The 19,787-nt window shown below is 63.2% G+C and carries 17 protein-coding genes; 12 read left to right on the forward strand and 5 right to left on the reverse strand.

Features of this window, described 5'->3' with window-relative positions:
- The first annotated feature begins 176 nt into the window (after positions 1–176).
- The 11 genes from ACK8CP_RS15640 (at position 177) to lpdA (ending at position 12,593) form a co-directional block, all read left to right on the forward strand.
- On the forward strand, positions 177–524 hold the full coding sequence (locus tag ACK8CP_RS15640; protein ID WP_234630081.1) for a hypothetical protein: 348 nt from the start codon (positions 177–179) through the stop codon (positions 522–524).
- 105 nt (positions 525–629) lie between these two features.
- A complete protein-coding gene (gene zapE, locus ACK8CP_RS15645; RefSeq protein WP_414832437.1) occupies positions 630–1,763 on the forward strand; it encodes a cell division protein ZapE in 1,134 nt (377 codons plus the stop codon).
- 155 nt (positions 1,764–1,918) lie between these two features.
- A complete protein-coding gene (gene mdh, locus ACK8CP_RS15650) occupies positions 1,919–2,884 on the forward strand; it encodes a malate dehydrogenase (protein ID WP_234630083.1) in 966 nt (321 codons plus the stop codon).
- A 16-nt stretch (positions 2,885–2,900) separates the two neighbouring features.
- A complete protein-coding gene (sucC, locus tag ACK8CP_RS15655) occupies positions 2,901–4,094 on the forward strand; it encodes an ADP-forming succinate--CoA ligase subunit beta (RefSeq protein WP_414832438.1) in 1,194 nt (397 codons plus the stop codon).
- A gap of 3 nt (positions 4,095–4,097) precedes the next feature.
- On the forward strand, positions 4,098–4,307 hold the full coding sequence (locus ACK8CP_RS15660; protein WP_234630085.1) for a hypothetical protein: 210 nt from the start codon (positions 4,098–4,100) through the stop codon (positions 4,305–4,307).
- Entirely contained in the window at positions 4,307–5,215 is a 909-nt protein-coding gene (gene sucD, locus ACK8CP_RS15665) for a succinate--CoA ligase subunit alpha (protein WP_234630086.1), read from the forward strand. Before ACK8CP_RS15660 ends, sucD begins: the two co-directional genes overlap by 1 nt.
- A 226-nt stretch (positions 5,216–5,441) precedes the next feature.
- Positions 5,442–8,414, forward strand: a complete 2,973-nt coding sequence (locus ACK8CP_RS15670; RefSeq protein WP_414832439.1) for a 2-oxoglutarate dehydrogenase E1 component — start codon at positions 5,442–5,444, stop codon at positions 8,412–8,414.
- A 62-nt stretch (positions 8,415–8,476) separates the two neighbouring features.
- Positions 8,477–10,033 (forward strand): 2-oxoglutarate dehydrogenase complex dihydrolipoyllysine-residue succinyltransferase, encoded by a 1,557-nt coding sequence (odhB, locus tag ACK8CP_RS15675; RefSeq protein WP_414832440.1) that lies wholly within the window; start codon positions 8,477–8,479, stop codon positions 10,031–10,033.
- 21 nt (positions 10,034–10,054) lie between these two features.
- A complete protein-coding gene (locus ACK8CP_RS15680; RefSeq protein WP_414832441.1) occupies positions 10,055–10,468 on the forward strand; it encodes an MAPEG family protein in 414 nt (137 codons plus the stop codon).
- A gap of 42 nt (positions 10,469–10,510) precedes the next feature.
- Entirely contained in the window at positions 10,511–11,125 is a 615-nt protein-coding gene (locus ACK8CP_RS15685; RefSeq protein ID WP_128290514.1) for a LysE family translocator, read from the forward strand.
- A gap of 64 nt (positions 11,126–11,189) precedes the next feature.
- Positions 11,190–12,593: a dihydrolipoyl dehydrogenase gene (gene lpdA / locus ACK8CP_RS15690; RefSeq protein ID WP_414832442.1), complete on the forward strand. Its 1,404-nt coding sequence runs from the start codon at positions 11,190–11,192 to the stop codon at positions 12,591–12,593.
- Positions 12,594–12,786: 193 nt separating this feature from the next.
- On the opposite strand, the gene ACK8CP_RS15695 is transcribed toward lpdA, so the two are convergent.
- The 4 genes from ACK8CP_RS15695 to ACK8CP_RS15710 form a co-directional block, all read right to left on the reverse strand.
- On the reverse strand, positions 12,787–13,035 hold the full coding sequence (locus ACK8CP_RS15695; RefSeq protein WP_234630092.1) for a hypothetical protein: 249 nt from the start codon (positions 13,033–13,035) through the stop codon (positions 12,787–12,789).
- A gap of 151 nt (positions 13,036–13,186) precedes the next feature.
- Positions 13,187–14,173 (reverse strand): tyrosine recombinase XerC, encoded by a 987-nt coding sequence (locus tag ACK8CP_RS15700; RefSeq protein WP_414832443.1) that lies wholly within the window; start codon positions 14,171–14,173, stop codon positions 13,187–13,189.
- 57 nt (positions 14,174–14,230) lie between these two features.
- A complete protein-coding gene (fsa, locus tag ACK8CP_RS15705; RefSeq protein WP_234630094.1) occupies positions 14,231–14,887 on the reverse strand; it encodes a fructose-6-phosphate aldolase in 657 nt (218 codons plus the stop codon).
- A gap of 159 nt (positions 14,888–15,046) precedes the next feature.
- Entirely contained in the window at positions 15,047–16,072 is a 1,026-nt protein-coding gene (locus ACK8CP_RS15710) for a sodium:calcium antiporter (RefSeq protein ID WP_414832444.1), read from the reverse strand.
- A gap of 198 nt (positions 16,073–16,270) precedes the next feature.
- Here ACK8CP_RS15710 and ACK8CP_RS15715 point away from each other — a divergent pair, with 198 nt between their 5' ends.
- Positions 16,271–18,439: a primosomal protein N' gene (locus ACK8CP_RS15715; protein ID WP_414832445.1), complete on the forward strand. Its 2,169-nt coding sequence runs from the start codon at positions 16,271–16,273 to the stop codon at positions 18,437–18,439.
- A gap of 98 nt (positions 18,440–18,537) precedes the next feature.
- Here the strand turns inward: ACK8CP_RS15715 and ACK8CP_RS15720 are convergent, their stop codons facing one another.
- Positions 18,538–19,440: an omptin family outer membrane protease gene (locus tag ACK8CP_RS15720; protein WP_414832446.1), complete on the reverse strand. Its 903-nt coding sequence runs from the start codon at positions 19,438–19,440 to the stop codon at positions 18,538–18,540.
- Positions 19,441–19,787 lie beyond the last annotated feature (347 nt).

The following is a 19,787-nucleotide window of genomic DNA, read 5'->3' on the forward strand; positions in this document are numbered from 1 at the left end:
TGCTGTTGCACAAATGCGGCAGCACTCATCAATTGGTTTGGTAGCGATTTCAATAGATTGTCGCCCTTTCTTGGCTTTGTCACACTTCGATGACGCCGAGTTCTTCGCGTCGGTCTTGCCGGGGTCAAGCTTCCGGCAAGCTCGTCACGTGAAGCTCGGTCGAACGCAAGGAGTGGATGATGAGAAAGCCATTTGCAGTCGGGGCGCGCATCGTTCGCCCCGCCGTTCTGGCCGCAGCGGCCGCCGCGCTCTCAACCAGCGCCATGGCGACAAGCCCGATGCTGTCCGTGCCGAAATGCGCCGAGCATGACGACATGGTGCGGATCCTCGCGAAAGAATACAAAGAGACCCCAAAGGCCCTCGGTCTCGTGGGCGGCCAGCGCGTCATGCAGGTCTTCGTCTCCAAGCAGGGGACGTGGACGATCGTGGTGACCCGCACCTCCGGCGACACCTGCATCGTGGCGGCCGGCCAGAATTGGGAAGAAGTCCCGATGGAAGTCGGCCAGCTCGATCCGCGCGCCTAAGCCACCCGTCTCGAACGCCCTCCCGACACGGCGATCGTGTCGGCAAACCTCTGCCCGACGAATTCACACTTGCACCCGGGCGCCGACCATAGCACATCGCGGGCGATGAAAAATCCGGTTTCCCGCACCTATGATCGCCTGGCGGCGGAAGGTGGCATCACCCCCGATCCCGTCCAGAAGGAGCTCGCTTCCCGGCTCGATGCGCTTCTTGGTGCGCTTGCAGACGAGCGCACCAAATCGAAAAAGAGCCCACTCGGATGGCTGTTTTCCAAGGGGCGCCGACCCGAGCCTGTTCCCGGCCTCTACATTTGGGGCCCGGTCGGGCGCGGTAAGACGATGCTCATGGACATCTTCTTCCAGGCCGCCCCCAACACCCGCAAGCGCCGGGCGCATTTCCATGATTTCATGGAAGACGTGCACGAACGGATCGCCCGCTTCCGCCAGCGCCTCAAGGCCGGCGAGGTGGACGGCGACGATCCGATCAAGCCGGTGGCGCGCGATATCGCGGCCGAGACCCGGCTCCTTTGCTTCGACGAATTCGCCGTCAACGACATCGCCGATGCCATGATCCTCGGCCGACTTTTCGAGAAGCTCTTCGCGGAAGGGGTGACGCTCGTCGCCACTTCCAACGTGCCGCCCGACCGTCTCTATGAGAACGGCCTCAACCGGCCGCTTTTCGTGCCGTTCATCGACCTCATCAATAAGTCTAATGCCGTCTTCCATCTCGATGCGCCGCACGATTACCGCCTCGACAAGCACGGCGAGGAGCCCCTCTATGTGACACCGCTCGGAGAGGCGGCCGAGGAGATCCTCGACGCGCATTTCGAGCGCCTCTCGGGCGAAGCTCGCGGGACACCTCAGCAGCTCAGCCTGCGCGGCCGTCATCTCGACGTGCCGGAAGCGGCCGGCGGCGTCGCCCGCTTCAGCTTTCACGAGCTTTGTGAAAAGCCTCTCGGCAGTGCCGATTATCTAAAGCTCGCCAAGACCTTCCACACGATCATCGTGTCCGGCATCCCGGTCATGAGCCCGCAGAGCCGCAACGAGGCGAAGCGCTTCATCAATCTCATCGACACGCTCTACGATCAGAAGATCCGCTTCATCGCGTCGGCAGAGGCGGAGCCGGATGCCTTGTGGCAGGGCACGAGCGGGGCGGAAGCCTTCGAGTTCCAGCGCACGGCCTCGCGCCTCACAGAGATGCGTTCGGACGCCTGGCCGGGCGAGGCATCCGAGCGCCAATGAGCGAGGCCGGGCTCTCACAGGCCCGGTTCGGTGCGCATTTCCGCGCCCGCTGCAGAGCTGGCGAGCGCTTGCCACCGTGCGACATTCGCGCTACTCCGCGCACTCTCTTTTGAGAGTTCTTCGCTCTCGTTATCTACGTCTAGGGAAGGTTCTTCATGGCTCGCAGCAAGATTGCGCTCATCGGTGCTGGACAGATCGGCGGCACGCTCGCCCATCTCGCCGGACTGAAGGAGCTCGGCGACATCGTCCTCTTCGATATCCAGGAAGGTATTCCGGACGGCAAGGCGCTCGATATTGCCGAATCCTCTCCCGTCGACGGTTTTGATGCCCGTCTCGTCGGCACCCAGTCTTACGAGGCAATCGAAGGCGCCGACGTCGTCATCGTGACGGCCGGTGTGCCGCGTAAACCCGGCATGAGCCGCGATGATCTTCTCGAGATCAACCTGAAGGTGATGGAGCAGGTCGGCGCGGGGCTCAAGAAATACGCTCCCGATGCCTTTGTGATCTGCATCACCAATCCGCTCGACGCCATGGTGTGGGCGCTGCAGAAATTCTCCGGCCTGCCCGGCAACAAGATCGTCGGCATGGCGGGTGTGCTCGATTCCGCCCGTTTCCGCTATTTCCTGGCGGAAGAGTTCAATGTCTCCGTCGAAGACGTGACGGCTTTCGTGCTCGGCGGCCACGGCGATTCCATGGTGCCGCTGGTACGCTATTCGACGGTTGCCGGCATTCCTCTGCCGGACCTCGTCAAGATGGGCTGGACCACGCAGGAGCGTCTCGACAAGATCGTGCAGCGCACCCGTGACGGTGGTGCTGAGATCGTGTCGCTGTTGAAGACCGGCTCGGCCTTCTATGCGCCGGCGGCTTCCGCCATTGCCATGGCCGAGAGCTATCTGAAGGACAAGAAGCGCGTTCTCCCCTGCGCTGCGCAGCTTTCCGGCGAATACGGTCTCGACCAGATGTATGTCGGCGTGCCGACGGTGATCGGTGCCGGCGGTGTGGAGCGTGTCGTCGATATTTCGCTCGACCGCAGCGAGCGCGCGGAGTTCGAGAAGTCGGTTTCCTCCGTGCAGGGGCTCATCGAGGCCTGCCGCAAGATCCAGCCGGCGCTCAACAGCTAAACGGCGGGGGGCCGGGATGAATATCCACGAATACCAGGCGAAGGCCGTCCTCAAGGAATACGGGGCACCGGTCGCTGCCGGCGTCATGATCACGTCAGCCGACGAGGCGGAAGCGGCAGCCAAAAAGCTGCCGGGTCCGCTTTATGTCGTCAAAAGCCAGATCCATGCAGGCGGCCGCGGAAAGGGCCGTTTCAAGGAGCTCGGCGAGGATGCCAAAGGCGGCGTGAGGCTCGCCAAGAGCGTTGAGGACGTCGTCGCCAACGCCAAGGAAATGCTCGGCCACACCCTTGTCACCAAACAGACGGGGCCGGCGGGCAAGGTGGTCAACCGGCTCTACATCGAAGATGGTGCCGACATTGCGCGAGAACTCTATCTCTCGCTCCTTGTCGACCGCGGCACCGGCCGTGTCGCCTTCGTGGCCTCGACCGAGGGCGGCATGGACATCGAAACCGTCGCCGAAGAGACGCCGGACAAGATCCTGACGCTGCCGATCGATCCGCTTTCCGGCGTCAGTGATGCCGATGCGGCGAAGCTCGCCGAGGCGCTCGAGCTCGAGGCTCCGGCGAAAGACGAATTCGGGCAGCTTGCCCGAATTCTCTACAAGGCCTTCTCCGACGAGGATATGAGCCTTCTGGAAATCAATCCGCTCATCGTCATGAAGGACGGGCATCTTCGCGTGCTCGACGCCAAGGTCTCCTTCGACGGCAACGCGCTCTTCCGGCATCCAGAGATCGTCGAGCTTCGCGACAAGACCGAAGAGGACGCCAAGGAGATCGAGGCTTCCGAGCACGATCTCGCCTATGTGGCGCTCACCGGCGATATCGGTTGCATGGTGAACGGCGCTGGCCTCGCCATGGCCACCATGGACATCATCAAGCTCTACGGTGCAGAGCCGGCGAACTTCCTCGATGTCGGCGGCGGCGCGTCGAAAGAGAAGGTGACGGCCGCCTTCAAGATCATCACCGCCGATCCGAATGTGAAAGGCATCCTGATCAACATCTTCGGCGGGATCATGCGCTGCGATGTGATCGCGGAAGGCGTCATCGCCGCCGTCAAGGAAGTGGGCCTCAAGGTTCCGCTGGTGGTTCGCCTCGAGGGCACCAATGTGGCGCTCGGCAAGAAGATCATCGAGGAAAGCGGCCTCAACGTCATCGCCGCCGACGATCTCGATGATGCGGCCAAGAAGATCGTCAAAGCCGTCAAAGGCTGACCGATGGCTGAGTTCATTGCCGTCTGGCTTCCTCTGATCTGCATCTTTCTCGTTTTCGGCGGCTTGATGGTGATCGTGTCGAGAAAACAGATGCGCAGCTATGCGAAGCATGTGGCAGAGGTGAAGGCGATCAACGACGAGATCGTTGCCGTCAACCGTGATGTGATCGCCGAGCTTCGGGAGATCAAACAGATTCTGAAGGACAAGAACTGATGTCCATTCTCGTCGACAAGAATACCAAGGTCATCGTCCAGGGGCTGACGGGCAAGACCGGAACGTTCCATACCGAGCAGGCGCTCGCCTATTACGGCACCAAGATGGTTGCTGGCGTGCATCCGAAGAAGGGTGGCCAGACCTGGGAGAACGGCGTCGAAGGCGCCGCCGAACTGCCGATTTTCGCCTCCGTAGCGGAAGCCAGGGAAAAGACCGGCGCCACGGCCTCCGTCATCTATGTGCCGCCCGTCGGGGCGGGCGCTGCGATCGAAGAGGCGATCGACGCGGAAGTTCCCTTCATCGTCTGCATCACCGAAGGCATTCCGGTGATGGACATGGTCAGGGTGAAGGCGAAGCTCGACAAGTCGAAGTCCCGGCTTCTCGGCCCCAACTGCCCGGGCGTCTTGACGCCGGAGGAGTGCAAGATCGGCATCATGCCCGGCTCCATCTTCAAGAAGGGCTCGGTCGGTGTCGTGTCGCGCTCCGGCACGCTCACCTACGAAGCGGTGTTCCAGACGACGAATGCCGGGCTCGGCCAGACGACGGCCGTCGGCATCGGCGGCGATCCGGTGAAGGGCACGGAATTCATCGACATTCTGGAAATGTTCCTCGCCGACGACGCGACGGAATCGATCATCATGATCGGTGAGATCGGCGGTTCGGCGGAAGAAGACGCCGCCCAGTTTCTCGCCGACGAGAAGAAGAAGGGGCGGTGGAAGCCGACCGTCGGCTTCATCGCCGGACGCACGGCGCCTCCGGGACGCACCATGGGCCATGCCGGTGCCGTCATCTCGGGCGGCAAGGGTGGTGCCGAAGACAAGATTGCCGCGATGGAAGCGGCAGGTATCGTGGTTTCTCCCTCGCCTGCCAAACTCGGCGATACGCTCGTGGAGGTTCTCAAGGGCTGAAGCCTTTTGCGCCGCGCCGCGAGCCGTGCGCGGGCGGCGCCCCTGCCTCTCGAGGCGAAGACGTGGAGCGGAATTTTCCGCTTTTTGGATCGTTTCGCAGTTGGCGAAAGCGGCCGATTACACTAACTCCGCGTTTGCAAAAGGCGTATAGATTGCGCCAGGTCGTCGCAGGGGTGGGCGTCGGCGCAAACCGGGAAAGGCGTAGGATCAGTTCCTGCGGAAGGCTATGGCACGGCAAATCTCGAACGAAGCCCTCCGACAATCTTCGTTTCTTTATGGCGGCAACGCCGAATACCTGGAGCAGCTTTATGCGCGTTACCAGGATGATCCTGCCTCCGTCGGCGACGGATGGCGGGATTTTTTTCAAGAGCTGAAGGACGAGAAGAACGACGTCATCCGTGAGGCGCGGGGCGCGCCCTGGCAGCGACCCGACTGGCCGATCGTCGCAAACGGCGAACTCGTCTCCGCTCTCGATGGCAATTGGCAGGGCGTCGAGCGGCATATCGATACGAAGATCCGTGCCAAGGCCCAGAAGGCCGGCGTCGATCTCTCCGAGCCGGAAGTTTTGCAGGCGACCCGAGATTCCGTCCGCGCGCTGATGATGATCCGCGCCTATCGCATGCGCGGCCACTTTCACGCGAACCTCGATCCGCTCGGCATCGCCGCCATGCGCGACCACGAGGAGCTGCATCCCTCCTCCTACGGTTTCACCGAAGCCGATTACGAGCGGCCGATCTTCCTCGATTGGGTTCTCGGGCTCGAATTCGCCACCATTCCGCAAATGCTGGCGATCCTTCGGCGCACCTATTGTTCGACGCTCGGCGTCGAATTCATGCATATCTCGGCCCCGGACGAGAAGGGGTGGATTCAAGAGCGCATCGAGGGCCCGGACAAGGAGATCACCTTCACCGATGAAGGCAAGCGGGCCATCCTCAACAAGCTGATCGAGGCGGAAGGCTTCGAGAAGTTTCTCGATATCAAGTATACCGGCACCAAGCGCTTCGGCCTCGACGGTTCGGAAGCGCTGATCCCGGCCCTTGAGCAGATCATCAAGCGCGGCGGTCATCTCGGCTTGCGGGAAATCGCCTTCGGTATGGCACATCGCGGCCGGCTCAACGTGCTCGGCCTCGTCATGGGCAAGCCGCTGCACGCCATCTTCCACGAATTCAAGGGCGGCTCGGCGCAGCCCGACGATGTCGAAGGCTCGGGCGACGTGAAGTACCATCTCGGCGCTTCCTCCGACCGGGAATTCGACGGCAACAAGGTGCATCTCGGCCTCACCGCCAACCCGTCGCACCTGGAGATCGTCGATCCGGTGGTGCTCGGAAAATCCCGCGCCAAGCAGGATCGCTGGGAAGACCCGAACGAGGAGGGAATTCGCGAGCGCTCGAGCGTTCTGCCGCTCCTCATTCACGGTGATGCGGCCTTTGCCGGCCAGGGCGTTGTCGCGGAATGTTTCGGGCTTTCCGGCCTGAGAGGCCATCGCACCGGCGGCTCGATCCATTTCATCATCAACAACCAGATCGGCTTCACCACCAATCCGCGCCTGTCGCGCTCTTCGCCTTATCCCTCCGATGTCGCGAAGATGATCGAAGCGCCGATCTTCCACGTGAACGGAGACCATCCGGAGGCGGTGGTGTTTGCCGCGAAGGTGGCGACGGAGTTCCGCCAGCGCTTCAAGAAGCCGGTCGTCATCGACATGTTCTGCTACCGGCGCTTCGGGCACAACGAATCCGACGAGCCGAGCTTCACGCAGCCGCTGATGTATCGGGAGATCCGCAAGCATCCCTCGACATTGTCCATTTACGGCAAGAAGCTGATCGAAGAGGGGCTGACGAGCGAAGAACAGATCGAAGAGCGCAAGGCCGAATGGCGCGCGCATCTCGACGAGGAGTTCGAGCTCGGCCAGAACTACAAGCCGAACAAGGCCGACTGGCTCGACGGCATGTGGATGGGGCTGACGACGCCGAAAGCCTCCGACGAGCGCCGGGTCGGGCGCACGGGCGTCGAGCTCGAACGCCTCAACCAGATCGGCATGGCGCTGACCGAAGCGCCGAAGGATTTCAAGATCCACAAGACCATCCGGCGCTTCCTCGACAACCGGCGCAAGATGCTGGAAACGGGCGAGGGCATCGACTGGGCGATGGGCGAGGCGCTCGCCTTTGGCAGCCTGCTTGCCGAGGGCCACAAGGTGCGGCTCTCAGGCCAGGACGTGGAGCGTGGCACCTTCTCGCAGCGCCACACGGTCCTCTACGATCAGGAGACGGAAGAGCGCTACGTGTCGCTCAACAATCTCGGCCGCAAGCAGGAGACCTTCGAGGTCGTCAATTCGATGCTGTCGGAAGAGGCCGTGCTTGGGTTCGAATACGGCTATTCGGTTTCCGAGCCGCGCGGCTTGACCCTCTGGGAAGCGCAGTTCGGCGATTTCGCCAACGGCGCGCAGGTGATCTTCGATCAGTTCATCTCGTCGGCCGAGCGCAAATGGCTCAGAATGTCGGGTCTCGTCTGCCTCCTGCCGCATGGTTATGAGGGGCAGGGGCCGGAGCATTCCTCCGCCCGGCTGGAGCGCTTCCTGCAAATGTGCGCGGAAGACAATATGCAGGTCGCCAATTGCACGACGCCTGCCAACTACTTCCACATTCTGCGCCGTCAGCTGCACCGGAATTTCCGCAAGCCACTCATTTTGATGACGCCGAAGAGCTTGCTGCGCCACAAGCGGGCGGTCTCCAAACTCGATGAATTCGTGAAGGACACGTCCTTCCATCGGATTCTCTTCGACGATGCCGATCGCAACGAGGGCGAGGGCATCCGCTTGAAGCCGGATGCGGACATCCGCCGTGTCGTCGTCTCCTCCGGCAAGGTCTATTACGACCTCTTCGAGGAGCGCGAAGAACGCGGCATCGACGATGTCTATCTCTTGCGGCTGGAACAGTTTTATCCGTTCCCGATGACGGCGCTCACCAAGCAGATGGCACGCTTTCCGAACGCAGAGCTCGTCTGGTGCCAGGAAGAGCCGAAAAATATGGGCGGATGGGCTTTCGTGAAGCCGCGCCTGGTCAATATCCTGAACACGCTGGAGTTGCCGCAGGAGAAGCCGCGCTACGCCGGCCGGCCGGCCTCGGCGGCGACCGCGACCGGCGTCATGTCGCGGCATCTGCAGCAGCGGGCGAAATTTCTCGACGAGGCGCTCGGCGAATAGGCCGGGCGCTCCATTGTAGCTTATGACAGGCGCCGCAACGGCGCGACGAAACGGGACGATCAATGACAACGGACATCAAGGTTCCGACGCTTGGCGAATCGGTCACGGAAGCCACCGTCGGCCAGTGGTTCAAAAAGGAAGGCGAGACGGTGTCTCGCGACGAGCCCCTCGTCGAACTTGAAACCGACAAGGTCACGGTGGAAGTGCCGGCGCCTTCCGAAGGCACGCTGGAATCGATCGTCGTCAAGGCTGGCGAGACCGTCGAAGTCGGCACGCTTCTCGGCTCCATCGCCGCGGGCGACGGCAAGGCCAAACCGGCCGAGAAGCCGGCTGCCGCAGCGTCCAATGGCAGCGGCAAGGCGGAGAAATCCGCCGCGGCGCCGAGTGCCGAGCCGGCCGCAGAGGATGAGGGCGGGGAAGGCGAGCTGATTGACATCGTCGTTCCCTCCGCCGGTGAAAGCGTGACGGAGGCCGATGTCGGCGAATGGCTGAAGCAGGAGGGCGACGAGGTCGCTCTCGACGAGGCCGTCGTCGAGCTCGAGACGGACAAGGCGGCGCAGGAGATCCCGGCGCAGGCCGCCGGTGTCCTGGCTGAGATCATCAAAAAGCAGGGTGAGACGGTGACCGTCGGTCAGGTTCTCGGCCGCATCCGTGTCGGCGCCAAGGGGGCGAAGAAGGCGGAAGCTCCGGCGCCCAAGGCGGAGAAGACGGAAGCGACACCCGCTGCCGGTGAGCGCAAGCCGGCACCTTCCGCCGCCAAAATGATGGCAGAAAAGGGCCTCGCCGCCGCCGATATGGATGGATCCGGCAAGAAGGGCCAGGTTCTCAAAGGCGATGTGCTGAAGGCGCTCGAACAGGGTTCCGAGCAGCCGCAGGCGAAGCCCTCGGCACCTCGCGCCCCGTCGCCGGAAGCCGACGAGGTGCGTGAAGAACGGGTGAAGATGACCCGCCTCCGCCAGACCATCGCACGGCGGCTGAAAGAGGCACAGAACACCGCGGCGATGCTCACCACGTTCAACGACGTGGATATGGGCGCCGTCATGGATCTCCGGAAGACCTACCGCGACCTCTTCGAGAAGAAGCATGGCGTCCGGCTCGGCTTCATGGGCTTCTTCGTGAAGGCGGCGGTGGCTGCCCTCAAGGAGATCCCGGCCGTCAATGCCGAGATCGATGGCACCGACCTCGTCTACAAGAACTATTATCACATCGGCGTGGCCGTCGGGACCGACAAGGGCCTCGTCGTGCCGGTCGTGCGTGATGCGCAGGACATGTCGGTTGCCGAAATCGAGAAGGAGATCGGCTCCCTCGGCAAGAAGGCGCGCGACGGTTCGCTCACCCTTCAGGATATGCAGGGCGGTACCTTCACCATTTCCAATGGCGGGGTCTACGGCTCTTTGATGTCGACGCCGATCCTCAATGCGCCGCAATCGGGCATTCTCGGCATGCACCGCATCGAGGAGCGGCCGGTCGTCAGGAACGGTCAGGTCGTGGTCCGCCCGATGATGTATCTGGCGCTCTCCTACGATCACCGCGTCGTCGATGGCCAGGAAGCCGTGACGTTCCTCGTCCGCATCAAGGAAGCCATCGAAGATCCGCAGCGTCTCGTGCTCGATCTTTGAGGCATCGCGGAGGGGGCCTGAATGGAAGCGGCAGCGGCCGGTCTACCCGTTGAGATGACGCTCCTTGGCTGGAGCGTCATCCTTCTCATCGTCCACATCATCGTTCAGTCCGGCGCGGCGACGCGGGAGACGGGGCTCGATTACAATGCGAGCCCGCGCGACGAGGGCAACAAGGCCTGGGGCGTCATGGCCGGACGTTCGTCGCGGGCGCTCAAGAATTTTCTCGAAACCTATCCAGCCTTTGTGGCGATGGCGCTGGCGCTTGCCGTGACCGACAAGACGGGCGGCCTCGGGGCGATCGGCGCGCATGTCTGGTTCTGGGCGCGTATCGTCTATCTGCCACTCTATCTTTTCGGTATTCCTTATATCCGCAGCATCGTATGGATGATTTCCGTCGGCGGCATTTTGTTGATGCTATGGGCGCTCTCCTTCTAGGACCGGCGCTGTAGGGTCAGGGCCGCGAGACAAGGGGGGCCCATGAGTGTCGAATTCTTCGTCACTTCGCTTTTGATCATCCTCATTCCCGGCACCGGCGTCGTCTATACGCTGGCGGCCGGTTTGTCCGGGGGACAACGGCGCGCGATCATCGCGGCCTTCGGTTGCACGCTCGGCATCGTGCCGCATCTGACAGCCTCGATCCTCGGCCTGGCCGCACTCCTGCATGCGAGCGCCACGCTCTTCGCCTTCATAAAATATCTGGGCGTCGCCTATCTTCTCTATCTCGCCTGGCAGACGCTCAAATCCGCGGGACCGCTGGCGCTCTCGGGCCGAGAGGAGACGCCGAAGCGTGCGCTATCGATCGTGCGCAACGGTATTCTCATCAATGTTCTCAATCCGAAGCTGTCGATCTTCTTCGTCGCCTTCCTGCCGCAGTTCATCACGCCGGGGGAAGTCTCGCCGACGGGTGAACTCCTCGTCCTGTCTCTTCTGTTCATGGCGATGACGTTCGTCGTTTTCGTCCTCTATGGCGTGTTTGCGGCTGCCATGCGTGCAAAGGTCTTGCAAAACGCACGGCTTATGCGCTGGCTGCAGCGAACGGTGGCCATCGCGTTCGCCGGTTTCGGCCTGCGTCTCGCTTTCGCCAGTCGTTGATGCGGCCGGGCTGCCACCTACCTTAGTGACCTATCCTTCGAGAATTCTGGAGTAATCAGCCGACATGCCTGACACCTACGATCTCATCGTCATCGGCAGCGGACCGGGCGGATACGTCTGCGCCATCCGCGCCGCACAGCTCGGGCTCAAGACGGCAGTCGTGGAAAAGCGCCCGACCTTCGGCGGCACCTGTCTCAATGTCGGCTGCATTCCTTCCAAGGCGCTTCTCCACACCTCCGAGATGTTCGAGCAGGCGGCGCATGGTTTCGCTGATTTTGGCATCAAGGTGAAGCCGGAGCTCGATCTTGAAGCGATGCTGGCGCACAAGGACAAGACGGTGAAGTCGAATGTCGACGGCGTCGCCTACCTCTTCAAGAAGAACAAAATCGACACGTTCGAGGGCGTCGGCCGCATCGTTCAGGCCGGCGAGGTCGAAGTGACGCCCGAGAAGGGAGAGGCGACGCGCCTTTCCACCAAAGCGATCGTCATCGCGACCGGCTCCGAATCGGCACCCTTGCCGGGCGTCGAAGTGGACGAGAAGAAGATCGTGTCCTCGACCGGCGCGTTGAAGCTCGGCAAGGTGCCGGAGAAGCTCGTCGTCGTCGGTGCCGGCATCATCGGGCTCGAACTCGGTTCCGTGTGGCGGCGGCTCGGCGCCAAGGTCACGGTCGTGGAGTTCCTCGATCGCATCCTGCCCGGCATGGACGGGGAGGTGGCCAAACAGGCCCAGCGCCTCTTCAAGAAGCAGGGGATCGACTTCCGTCTCGGCACCAAGGTGACGGGCGTCGAAAGCGAAAAGAAGGGCCTGCGTGTCTCCGTCGAGCCGGTCAAGGGCGGGGATGCGGAGACGCTCGATGCCGATATCGTGCTCGTGGCGATCGGCCGGCGTCCCTATACGGCGGGGCTCGGGCTCGAAGAGGCGGGGGTCGCGCTCGACGAGCGCGGCCGCGTTGCCACCGCCAAGGATTACAAGACGAATGTCGAGGGCATCTATGCGATCGGCGACGCGATCGCCGGACCGATGCTCGCCCATAAGGCGGAGGACGAAGGCACGGCCGTTGCCGAAATCCTCGCCGGCCAGAAGGGTCACGTGAACTACGAGGTGATCCCGAGCGTCGTCTATACGGAGCCGGAAATCGCCGTCGTCGGGCGCTCCGAAGAGGAACTGAAAGACGCCGGCATCGCCTATCGCAGCGGCAAATTCCCGTTCAGCGCCAACGGGCGCGCCCGGGCGATGAACGCTACGGACGGTTTTGTGAAAGTTCTGGCCGACGAGAAGACGGATCGGGTGCTCGGTGTGCATATCGTCGGGCGCGGCGCCGGCGAAATGATCCACGAGGCGGCTGTCCTCATGGAATTCTCAGGCGCCGCGGAAGATCTTGCACGCACCTGCCATGCGCATCCGACGATGTCTGAGGCCGTTCGTGAAGCGGCCATGGCCGCCTGGTTCAAACCCGTTCATATCTGAGGGCAGGACTGCCCTCAGCCTGGCCCCTGTCGGCCTGGCCCCTGAGAACCTCGGCCGAGGGCGTTGGGCCCGGGCCACCAGGGATGGCGAAAAGCGGCAAGGCAAAAAAAAGCGCCGGCTCTTCGGCCGGCGCAGACGTTATCCGGTTGCTATTGGCAACCTGGACTGGAGTACGTGAAAAACGCGTGGGCGCCTATTTGGTTCCGCCCATGCAGGCCGTGTCGCCCGCCGCACACTCTTTTTTTGGAGCGGCGTTGCGTTCGCTGCGGGTCGCGACTTGCGAAAGTGTTGTGGGGGTGGTTGCCATCGCCACCTTTTCCTCAGCAACCGGCGCTTTGGAGGCCATCACCTGCTGCCGGTGAAAGCTGCAATCGGCGCTGGCAGCAGATGCCAGCAGGAGGAAGGCGGCGGTCGCGCTGACGCATGTCAAAACCTTGCGCATGAATCTCTCTCCTTGTTCCCTCTTGTCTCTCCGCGGACAAAGCTTTCGCTCACGTCCGACGAAGAAAGTTAGGGCGGAAAGAAGGCCGCGCTAAGATCGATTCTGCCTCAATATTCGTCATCTCGAAAACGTGATGACGCAAGAAGACGTGTCACGAATGCCGTTGATGCGCGGCACGGGGATGCGCCTTTGCATAGATATCGAGGAGCCGGGCGGCATCGACATTGGTATAAATCTGTGTCGTCGACAGGCTCGCATGACCCAGAAGCTCCTGGATCGTCCGGAGATCGCCGCCGTCGCCAAGGAGATGCGTGGCGAAGGAGTGGCGCAGCGCATGCGGCGTGACGCTCGGCTCGAGACCCAGGGCAGATCGAAGCCGTTCCACCAGTTTTTGGACGATGCGGGGCGACAGGGAACCACCCTTGGCGCCGCGAAACAGGGGCTCGCTCGGCGCCAGAAGGTAGGGGCAGAGGCGGATATAGGCTTCGATCGCCTCGCTCACCTTCGGCAGAACCGGCACGATCCGCGTCTTGCTTCCCTTGCCGGTGACACGAAGCGTATCGCGGCCTCCGATAGGGGCATCGGCCCGCGAAATGCCGAGCGCTTCGGAGATGCGCAGGCCGCTGCCGTAAAGAAGGAGAAGGACGGCGCGGTCGCGGGCGGCCACCCAAGGCTCTTCGGTCAATGTGTCGGCGGCGTCCGTCAGCGTCAGGGTATCGGTGACGGAGAGCGCCTTCGGAAGGCTTTTCTTCTGCTTTGGACTGCGCACGGCCTCGAAAGCCGAGGTGGTCGGGACGTCGTGCCGGGCACAGAAGCGGGCTAGCGAGCGGCAGGCGGCGAGCTGGCGGGCGAGGCTGCGCGAGCCTGCGCCGGATGCGCGCCGAGCGGCGAGGAAGGCGCGGATATCGGCCGGCGTCAAAGCAGCGATGTCGGCCGTTGTGGGCGGTGCGCCGAGATGCTTCGTCAGAAACTGCGCCAGCTGTGAAAGATCGCGCTCATAGGCTTCGAGCGTCTTTGGCGACAATCGCCTCTCGTCGCGGAGATAGCTCAGCCAGCGCTGCAGGAGGGCGGCGAGATCGGGTGCGAGCGCGACAAGGAATGCGTCTTTGGAGGCCATGGCGCGAGTATCACGCGCCATGGTTAAACAAATGCGTAGGGACGTAAGGCGTTGTATCGACGCCCTTTTCCATATGAGTCAGAGAATTGACTGACCCGCCTTCTTCCAATCCGCAAGGAAGGCCTCGAGACCCTTGTCGGTGAGCGGATGCTTGATGAGGGAGCGCAGCACCTGCGGCGGCACCGTCACCACGTCGGCGCCGATCATCGCCGCCTGCTTCACATGGTTGGGCGTGCGCACGGAGGCCGCCAGGATCTCCGTCTCGAAGTTCGGATAATTGTCGTAGATGATGCGGATCTCTTCGATCAGCTCCATGCCGTCGAGATTGATGTCGTCGAGGCGACCGATGAAGGGGGAGATGAACGCCGCGCCGGCCTTGGCCGCGAGCAGGGCCTGATTGGCCGAAAAGCACAAAGTGACATTCACCATGCGGCCTTCGTCCGCGAACGTCCGGCAGGCCTTGAGACCGTCCAATGTCAGGGGCACCTTGATCGCCACATTGTCGGCGATCTCGGCGAGCTTGTGCCCCTCCTTCAGCATCGTGTCGTAATCGGTTGCCGCCACTTCGGCCGAAACCGGTCCCGATACGAGATCGCAGATCTCTGCGATGACGTCGGTGATCGGGCGCCCCGCTTTCATGATCAGCGAGGGGTTGGTGGTGACGCCGTCGAGGAGCCCGGCTTCTGCAAGCTCGCGGATCTCGGCGGTGTCGGCGGTGTCCACGAAGAATTTCATAGCGTTTGCCTCATCGCTGCGCTTGTCGTCGCGCGTGATAATCGTCTGCCCTCTCTAGAGCTTTCGTCCACCCCTTTGAAGGCACGACGTGCATGGACGTCGTGCAAAGGTGCCGTGCGACCTTCGCGAATTTCGCGGCAGGCGGCCGTCGCAGCGCCCTTAGAGCGCCAAGGCGGAGGCGAGCACGGCCCCCACATAAAGCACGAGAATACCCACTGTTTCGAAACCGACATTGGCGAAGCCGTAGCGCTCGCGGCGGATGAGGCCGAGGAGCAAAACGGCGGTCATGGCGATGCCGATCAGTGCCCAGAACTGCGTCGAGGGATCGATGGCGTTGTAAATCGACCCGTCACGATAGGCGACGTCGGCCGCCGACAGGAAGAGAACGTCGAACGTGTTGCCGCCGATGATGCCGCCGAGGGCGAGCTGCAAAGCCCCCCGCCGTACGGCAGCGAGCGTGGTCACGAGCTCTGGCAGCGAGGTGACGGTTGCCGTCATCAACGCGCCGATGACACTGCCACTGATGCCGGTCTTTTCGGCGATCGTCGTTCCGGTTTCCGCTACCACATAGCCGGCGACAGCCACCACGATCACCATCCCCGCAAAGGATAGTACGAGAGAGGGCGTCGAGCGTCCTTTCTCGTCTTCTTCCGGCATATCGTGGCGGGTATCCTCCGTGTCGAAGGGTTTCCACATCGGCTGATCCCGGTCCTGACGGCCGAGCCTCAGGCCAAAAATGTAGATTGCGATCAGGATGATGCTCGCCGGGTGCACGCCGAAGAAGGTGACCGGCGGGAGCACGCCCGCGATCATCGGAATGCTCAGAAGGAGGATGAGCAGAGCCGATTGCGAGAGGTTGGTCGGGTCGGCGGCCGCATGTTCCAGATTGGCCTTCCGATAGGCGATGTCGGCAAGGGCGAGAAAGGCGGTCTGCGCGGCGATGCCGCCGAGCGAATTGGCATAAGCGAGGTCGATGTTGCCGGTCGCGGCGGCCGTGACGGAGGTCACCGTGCCTGCAGCGGATGTCGTCGCGCCCAGAAGCACCGCGCCCGCGATCGCCTCACCGAGACCCGTTCGGTCGGCCAGAACGTCGGCGACCGAGGTGAGCTTCGTGCCGATATAGGCGATGGTGGCCGCGGCTACGGTGAAGAGCCCGACAGCGAAAGTCAGAGAGAGTTCCGGCAAGAAAGATCCGCTTGGTTTGCCTAGCCAACTGAAGAGGCCATGCGCGGTTCCAACTTTCCCGGACGCTCCTCATCGGCGCTGCGGTTCGGAACCTTGCGATTTTGCTTCATGCTTGCGAATCGCGGCGGGGCGCGCTTGGAAGGCGCTTCGGCGAGCGTTTAGGCTCGTTAAGCGGATTTAACGAAAGCCGAGGCTCGCTTGCCTGATACGTTTCCGCTCCAGGTGCTTCTCCCTTATGCCCTGGAGCGCAGCTACACCTATCTCACCGACCGCCCGCTCGAGCCCGGAACGATCGTCGTCGTGCCGCTCGGCCCGCGCGAGGTCTTGGGTGTCGTCTGGGACGACGAGGCGCCGCAAACGCTCAACGCCGCGAGACTGAAGCCGATCGCAGCGGTTCTTCCGGCCTTGCCGCTGCCGCGTCCACTCATGCGCCTGATCAATTTCGTCGCCGATTACACCTTGTCGCCGCCAGGTATGGTGCTGCGCATGGCGCTGCGGGTGACGGCGGCACTCAGCCCGGAAAAGCCGGTTCCGGCCGTGCGCGTGACGGGGATGGCGCCAGACCGGTCGACCGCCGCCCGTCAGCGCGTTCTCGATCTGGCGGGCGATGGTCTCGCCTGGTCGAAAAGCGGCCTTGCCACGGCGGCGGGCGTTTCTGCCTCAGTCGTCGACGGGCTCGTCAAACAGGGCGCGCTGGAGATGGTGCTCCTGCCGCCGCGCCCGGTCGCGCGCCCGCCGATTCCCGATTTCGCGCCGCCGGAGCTCTCCGGTGCGCAGGCCGAGGCCGGCGCGCAATTGCGTGCGCTGGTGCGCGATGAGGCGTTTTCGGTCGCTCTCATCGACGGCGTAACGGGCGCCGGAAAGACGGAGGTGTTTTTCGAGGCCGCGGCGGAAGCGTTCGAAAAAGGCCGTCAGGTTCTGATCCTGATGCCAGAAATTGCGCTGACCTCGCAGGCGCTTGAGCGCTTTGCCGGCCGATTCGGCACGCCACCGGCCGAATGGCATTCGGAGATGTCGCCGAAATTGCGCGAACGCGTCTGGCGCGGGGTTGCCGACGGGACGGTTCGCGCCGTCGTCGGCGCGCGCTCGGCCCTCTTCCTGCCGTTTTGCGAACTCGGCCTCATCGTCGTCGATGAAGAGCATGACGGCGCCTACAAACAGGAAGAGGGCGTCATCTACCATGCCCGCGACATGGCCGTCGCTTATGGCCATCTCGCTCATTTCCCCGTGGTGCTTTCGTCGGCGACCCCGTCCGTCGAAAGCCGCGTCAACGCGCAGCGCGGGCGCTACCGGCATATCCATCTCGACCAGCGCTACAGCGGCGCGGGCCTGCCCGACGTCGACGTCGTCGATCTGCGCGAAGCGCCGCCGGAGCGCGGCCGCTCCTTGTCGCCGAAGCTCGTCGAAGCTGTTCGCCAAACTCTCGCGCAGGGCCACCAGGCACTTCTCTTCCTCAACCGCCGCGGTTACGCGCCCCTGACGCTCTGCCGCCATTGCGGTCACCGCTTCACCTGCCCGAATTGTTCGACCTGGCTCGTCGAACATCGGTTTCGCGGCGTGCTCGCCTGCCATCATTGCGGCCATGAAGAAAGGCGCCCCGAAGCCTGTCCCGCCTGCGGCGCCGAGGACAGCCTCGTCGCCTGCGGACCCGGGGTGGAGCGGCTGCAGGAAGAGGCGCTCGATCTCTTTCCGGAGGCGAGGAGCCTCGTCTTGTCGAGCGACCTTGCCGGCGGCGTGCAGCGGCTGCGGCTGGAGCTCGCCGCTGTCGAAAAGGGCGAAGCCGACATCATCATCGGCACGCAACTCGTCGCCAAAGGCCACAATTTCCCGAATCTTACGCTTGTCGGCGTCGTCGATGCCGATCTCGGTCTGGCGCAGGGCGATCCGCGCGCGGCGGAGCGCACCTTCCAGCTTTTGACTCAGGTCGCGGGCCGGGCCGGACGGGCCGGCCAGTCAAGCCGAGCGTTCCTGCAGACCTGGCAGCCCGGCCATCCGGTCATGACGGCGCTGGCGGGCGGCCAGCCGGAGGCATTCTTCGAGGCCGAAGTGGAGAGCCGGCGCCGGGGCGCCCTGCCGCCGTTTTCGCGCCTTGCCGGGATCATCGTCAGCGGCCCGGAGCGCGCGGCGGCCCAGGAGCATGCGCGGGCGATGGCGCGGGCTGCGCCGCGCGGAGAGGGGGTAGAGCTCCTGGGGCCGGCCGAAGCGCCGCTGGCGCTCATCCGAGGCCGCTACCGTTTTCGGCTTCTGGCACGCGCGGGCTCGTCCAACCAGTTGCACCGCTGGCTGCGGGCCTGGCTCGCCGCGGCTCCGAAGGCCCGCGGCAACCTCAGGGTCGCCGTCGATGTCGACCCGCAGAGCTTCTTGTGATCCACGCGAGGAGAGGTCGCGCCCCGTTTTCCGAGCAACATTCGGGGCGATAACGATGATGTGAGGACGGGCGGTGGGTCCTCAGGGGTGTCGGTTCGTCAGAAGGTGATGGCGGCCTGTGCAGTCACGCCGAACATGTCGACCGACCAGTCTTCGTCCTGAGCCGTGCCGCCCGCAGCGACGTTCTCAAAATGCGAATTGCCGTCGGTCTCCATATGCCAGTAGCGGCCGCCGAGGCCGATCGTGAAGCTGTCGGTCAGCCGGTAATTGACCATTCCCTCAAGCTGGTAGCCCCAGCCGGTGCCGGTTTCGGGGACTGAACCGGCGAGGTCGGGGCGCAGGTGATGCGTGTCAGCCCCGTCGAGATAGACATAGGGGAGGATTGCGCCCTCAGCGCTCACCAGGATGCGGTCGCCGATGAGCGCATCGGCTTTCAGGCCGATGCGTGCCGAGTGCCAGTCGTTTTCCTGCGAGATGACTTTTGCGCCGTCGGGGACATCGCCCGGCAGGCAGATCTCAAAAGCGGCTTCCTGCTGGCATCCGTAGGCGTGCACCTGCTGGCGCAGCCAATTGTAGCCGGCAAACACACCAAGACGCATGTTCGGCCGTTCGACGAGGTATTTGCCGCCGTCGATCGTGACGTAATAGACGTGACCGTCGTCCTGATCGCTTTTCGTGCTCGAATAGTCCGGAAGCGCCGGCGGAAAATCCTCGTCCTGCAGCGAGCCGCGCAGGCTCCAGCCGAGGCCGGCATTGCCCTTGGCGAAAATCCCGTCATTGGTGATGTCACCGAAGACTTCTCCGGCATGGGTATCGAGATCGTCATAGGTGAGGCGGGAGAGCCTGATGTCGCCGGTCGAATCGTAGAGCGTTTTTTTCGGTCTTGCCGGTCGCGTACCAGTATCTCGTCCCGAGCGTGGCGCTGTAGGAACGGTCGAGCGCGCCGGGCTTTCCGGAAACGCCGAAATCTGCGGCGAGTGCCGTCCCGTGAAAGGCCGCAAGGCCCAATCCCAAAGCGCAAGCGACCGAGGTTGTCGTTGTTCTTCCAAAACGCATTTGCCGCCCCCAGACTGCGTGTTGCGGTGACAAGCAATGCAGCGAAAGGTTAAAAGAAATGGTTAATCGTTTCTCTCTGCCGGGAATCGCCAAAATCGCCCTGTATCTCGGCCCCCGGGGCGGCAAGCGAGCAGCGCTTTCAGCGGCTTCCGCGGAGGCAAACCTTTCGTAGGGGGTGGCGGCGTTTGTCGGCCTGCGGGCCGCTCGCCGTGTTGCACCCCCCAAAACGCTGTGCTAAGGGGCCCCCGGCTTGGCATGAGGGGGGCCCCGGCCCCTCCACGGTTGTCTAAAC

It is taken from the genome of Afifella sp. YEN Y35 (genome assembly GCF_047553465.1).
GTDB lineage: Bacteria > Pseudomonadota > Alphaproteobacteria > Rhizobiales > Afifellaceae > Afifella > Afifella aestuarii.

Bases quoted from the DNA above. Each gene is read 5' to 3' on its own strand.
- ACK8CP_RS15640 (WP_234630081.1), top strand. From the start codon at position 177: ATGATGAGAAAGCCATTTGCAGTCGGGGCGCGCATCGTTCGCCCCGCC.
- zapE (WP_414832437.1), top strand. From the start codon at position 630: ATGAAAAATCCGGTTTCCCGCACCTATGATCGCCTGGCGGCGGAAGGT.
- mdh (WP_234630083.1), top strand. From the start codon at position 1,919: ATGGCTCGCAGCAAGATTGCGCTCATCGGTGCTGGACAGATCGGCGGC.
- sucC (WP_414832438.1), top strand. From the start codon at position 2,901: ATGAATATCCACGAATACCAGGCGAAGGCCGTCCTCAAGGAATACGGG.
- ACK8CP_RS15660 (WP_234630085.1), top strand. From the start codon at position 4,098: ATGGCTGAGTTCATTGCCGTCTGGCTTCCTCTGATCTGCATCTTTCTC.
- sucD (WP_234630086.1), top strand. From the start codon at position 4,307: ATGTCCATTCTCGTCGACAAGAATACCAAGGTCATCGTCCAGGGGCTG.
- ACK8CP_RS15670 (WP_414832439.1), top strand. From the start codon at position 5,442: ATGGCACGGCAAATCTCGAACGAAGCCCTCCGACAATCTTCGTTTCTT.
- odhB (WP_414832440.1), top strand. From the start codon at position 8,477: ATGACAACGGACATCAAGGTTCCGACGCTTGGCGAATCGGTCACGGAA.
- ACK8CP_RS15680 (WP_414832441.1), top strand. From the start codon at position 10,055: ATGGAAGCGGCAGCGGCCGGTCTACCCGTTGAGATGACGCTCCTTGGC.
- ACK8CP_RS15685 (WP_128290514.1), top strand. From the start codon at position 10,511: ATGAGTGTCGAATTCTTCGTCACTTCGCTTTTGATCATCCTCATTCCC.
- lpdA (WP_414832442.1), top strand. From the start codon at position 11,190: ATGCCTGACACCTACGATCTCATCGTCATCGGCAGCGGACCGGGCGGA.
- ACK8CP_RS15695 (WP_234630092.1), bottom strand. From the start codon at position 13,035: ATGCGCAAGGTTTTGACATGCGTCAGCGCGACCGCCGCCTTCCTCCTG.
- ACK8CP_RS15700 (WP_414832443.1), bottom strand. From the start codon at position 14,173: ATGGCGCGTGATACTCGCGCCATGGCCTCCAAAGACGCATTCCTTGTC.
- fsa (WP_234630094.1), bottom strand. From the start codon at position 14,887: ATGAAATTCTTCGTGGACACCGCCGACACCGCCGAGATCCGCGAGCTT.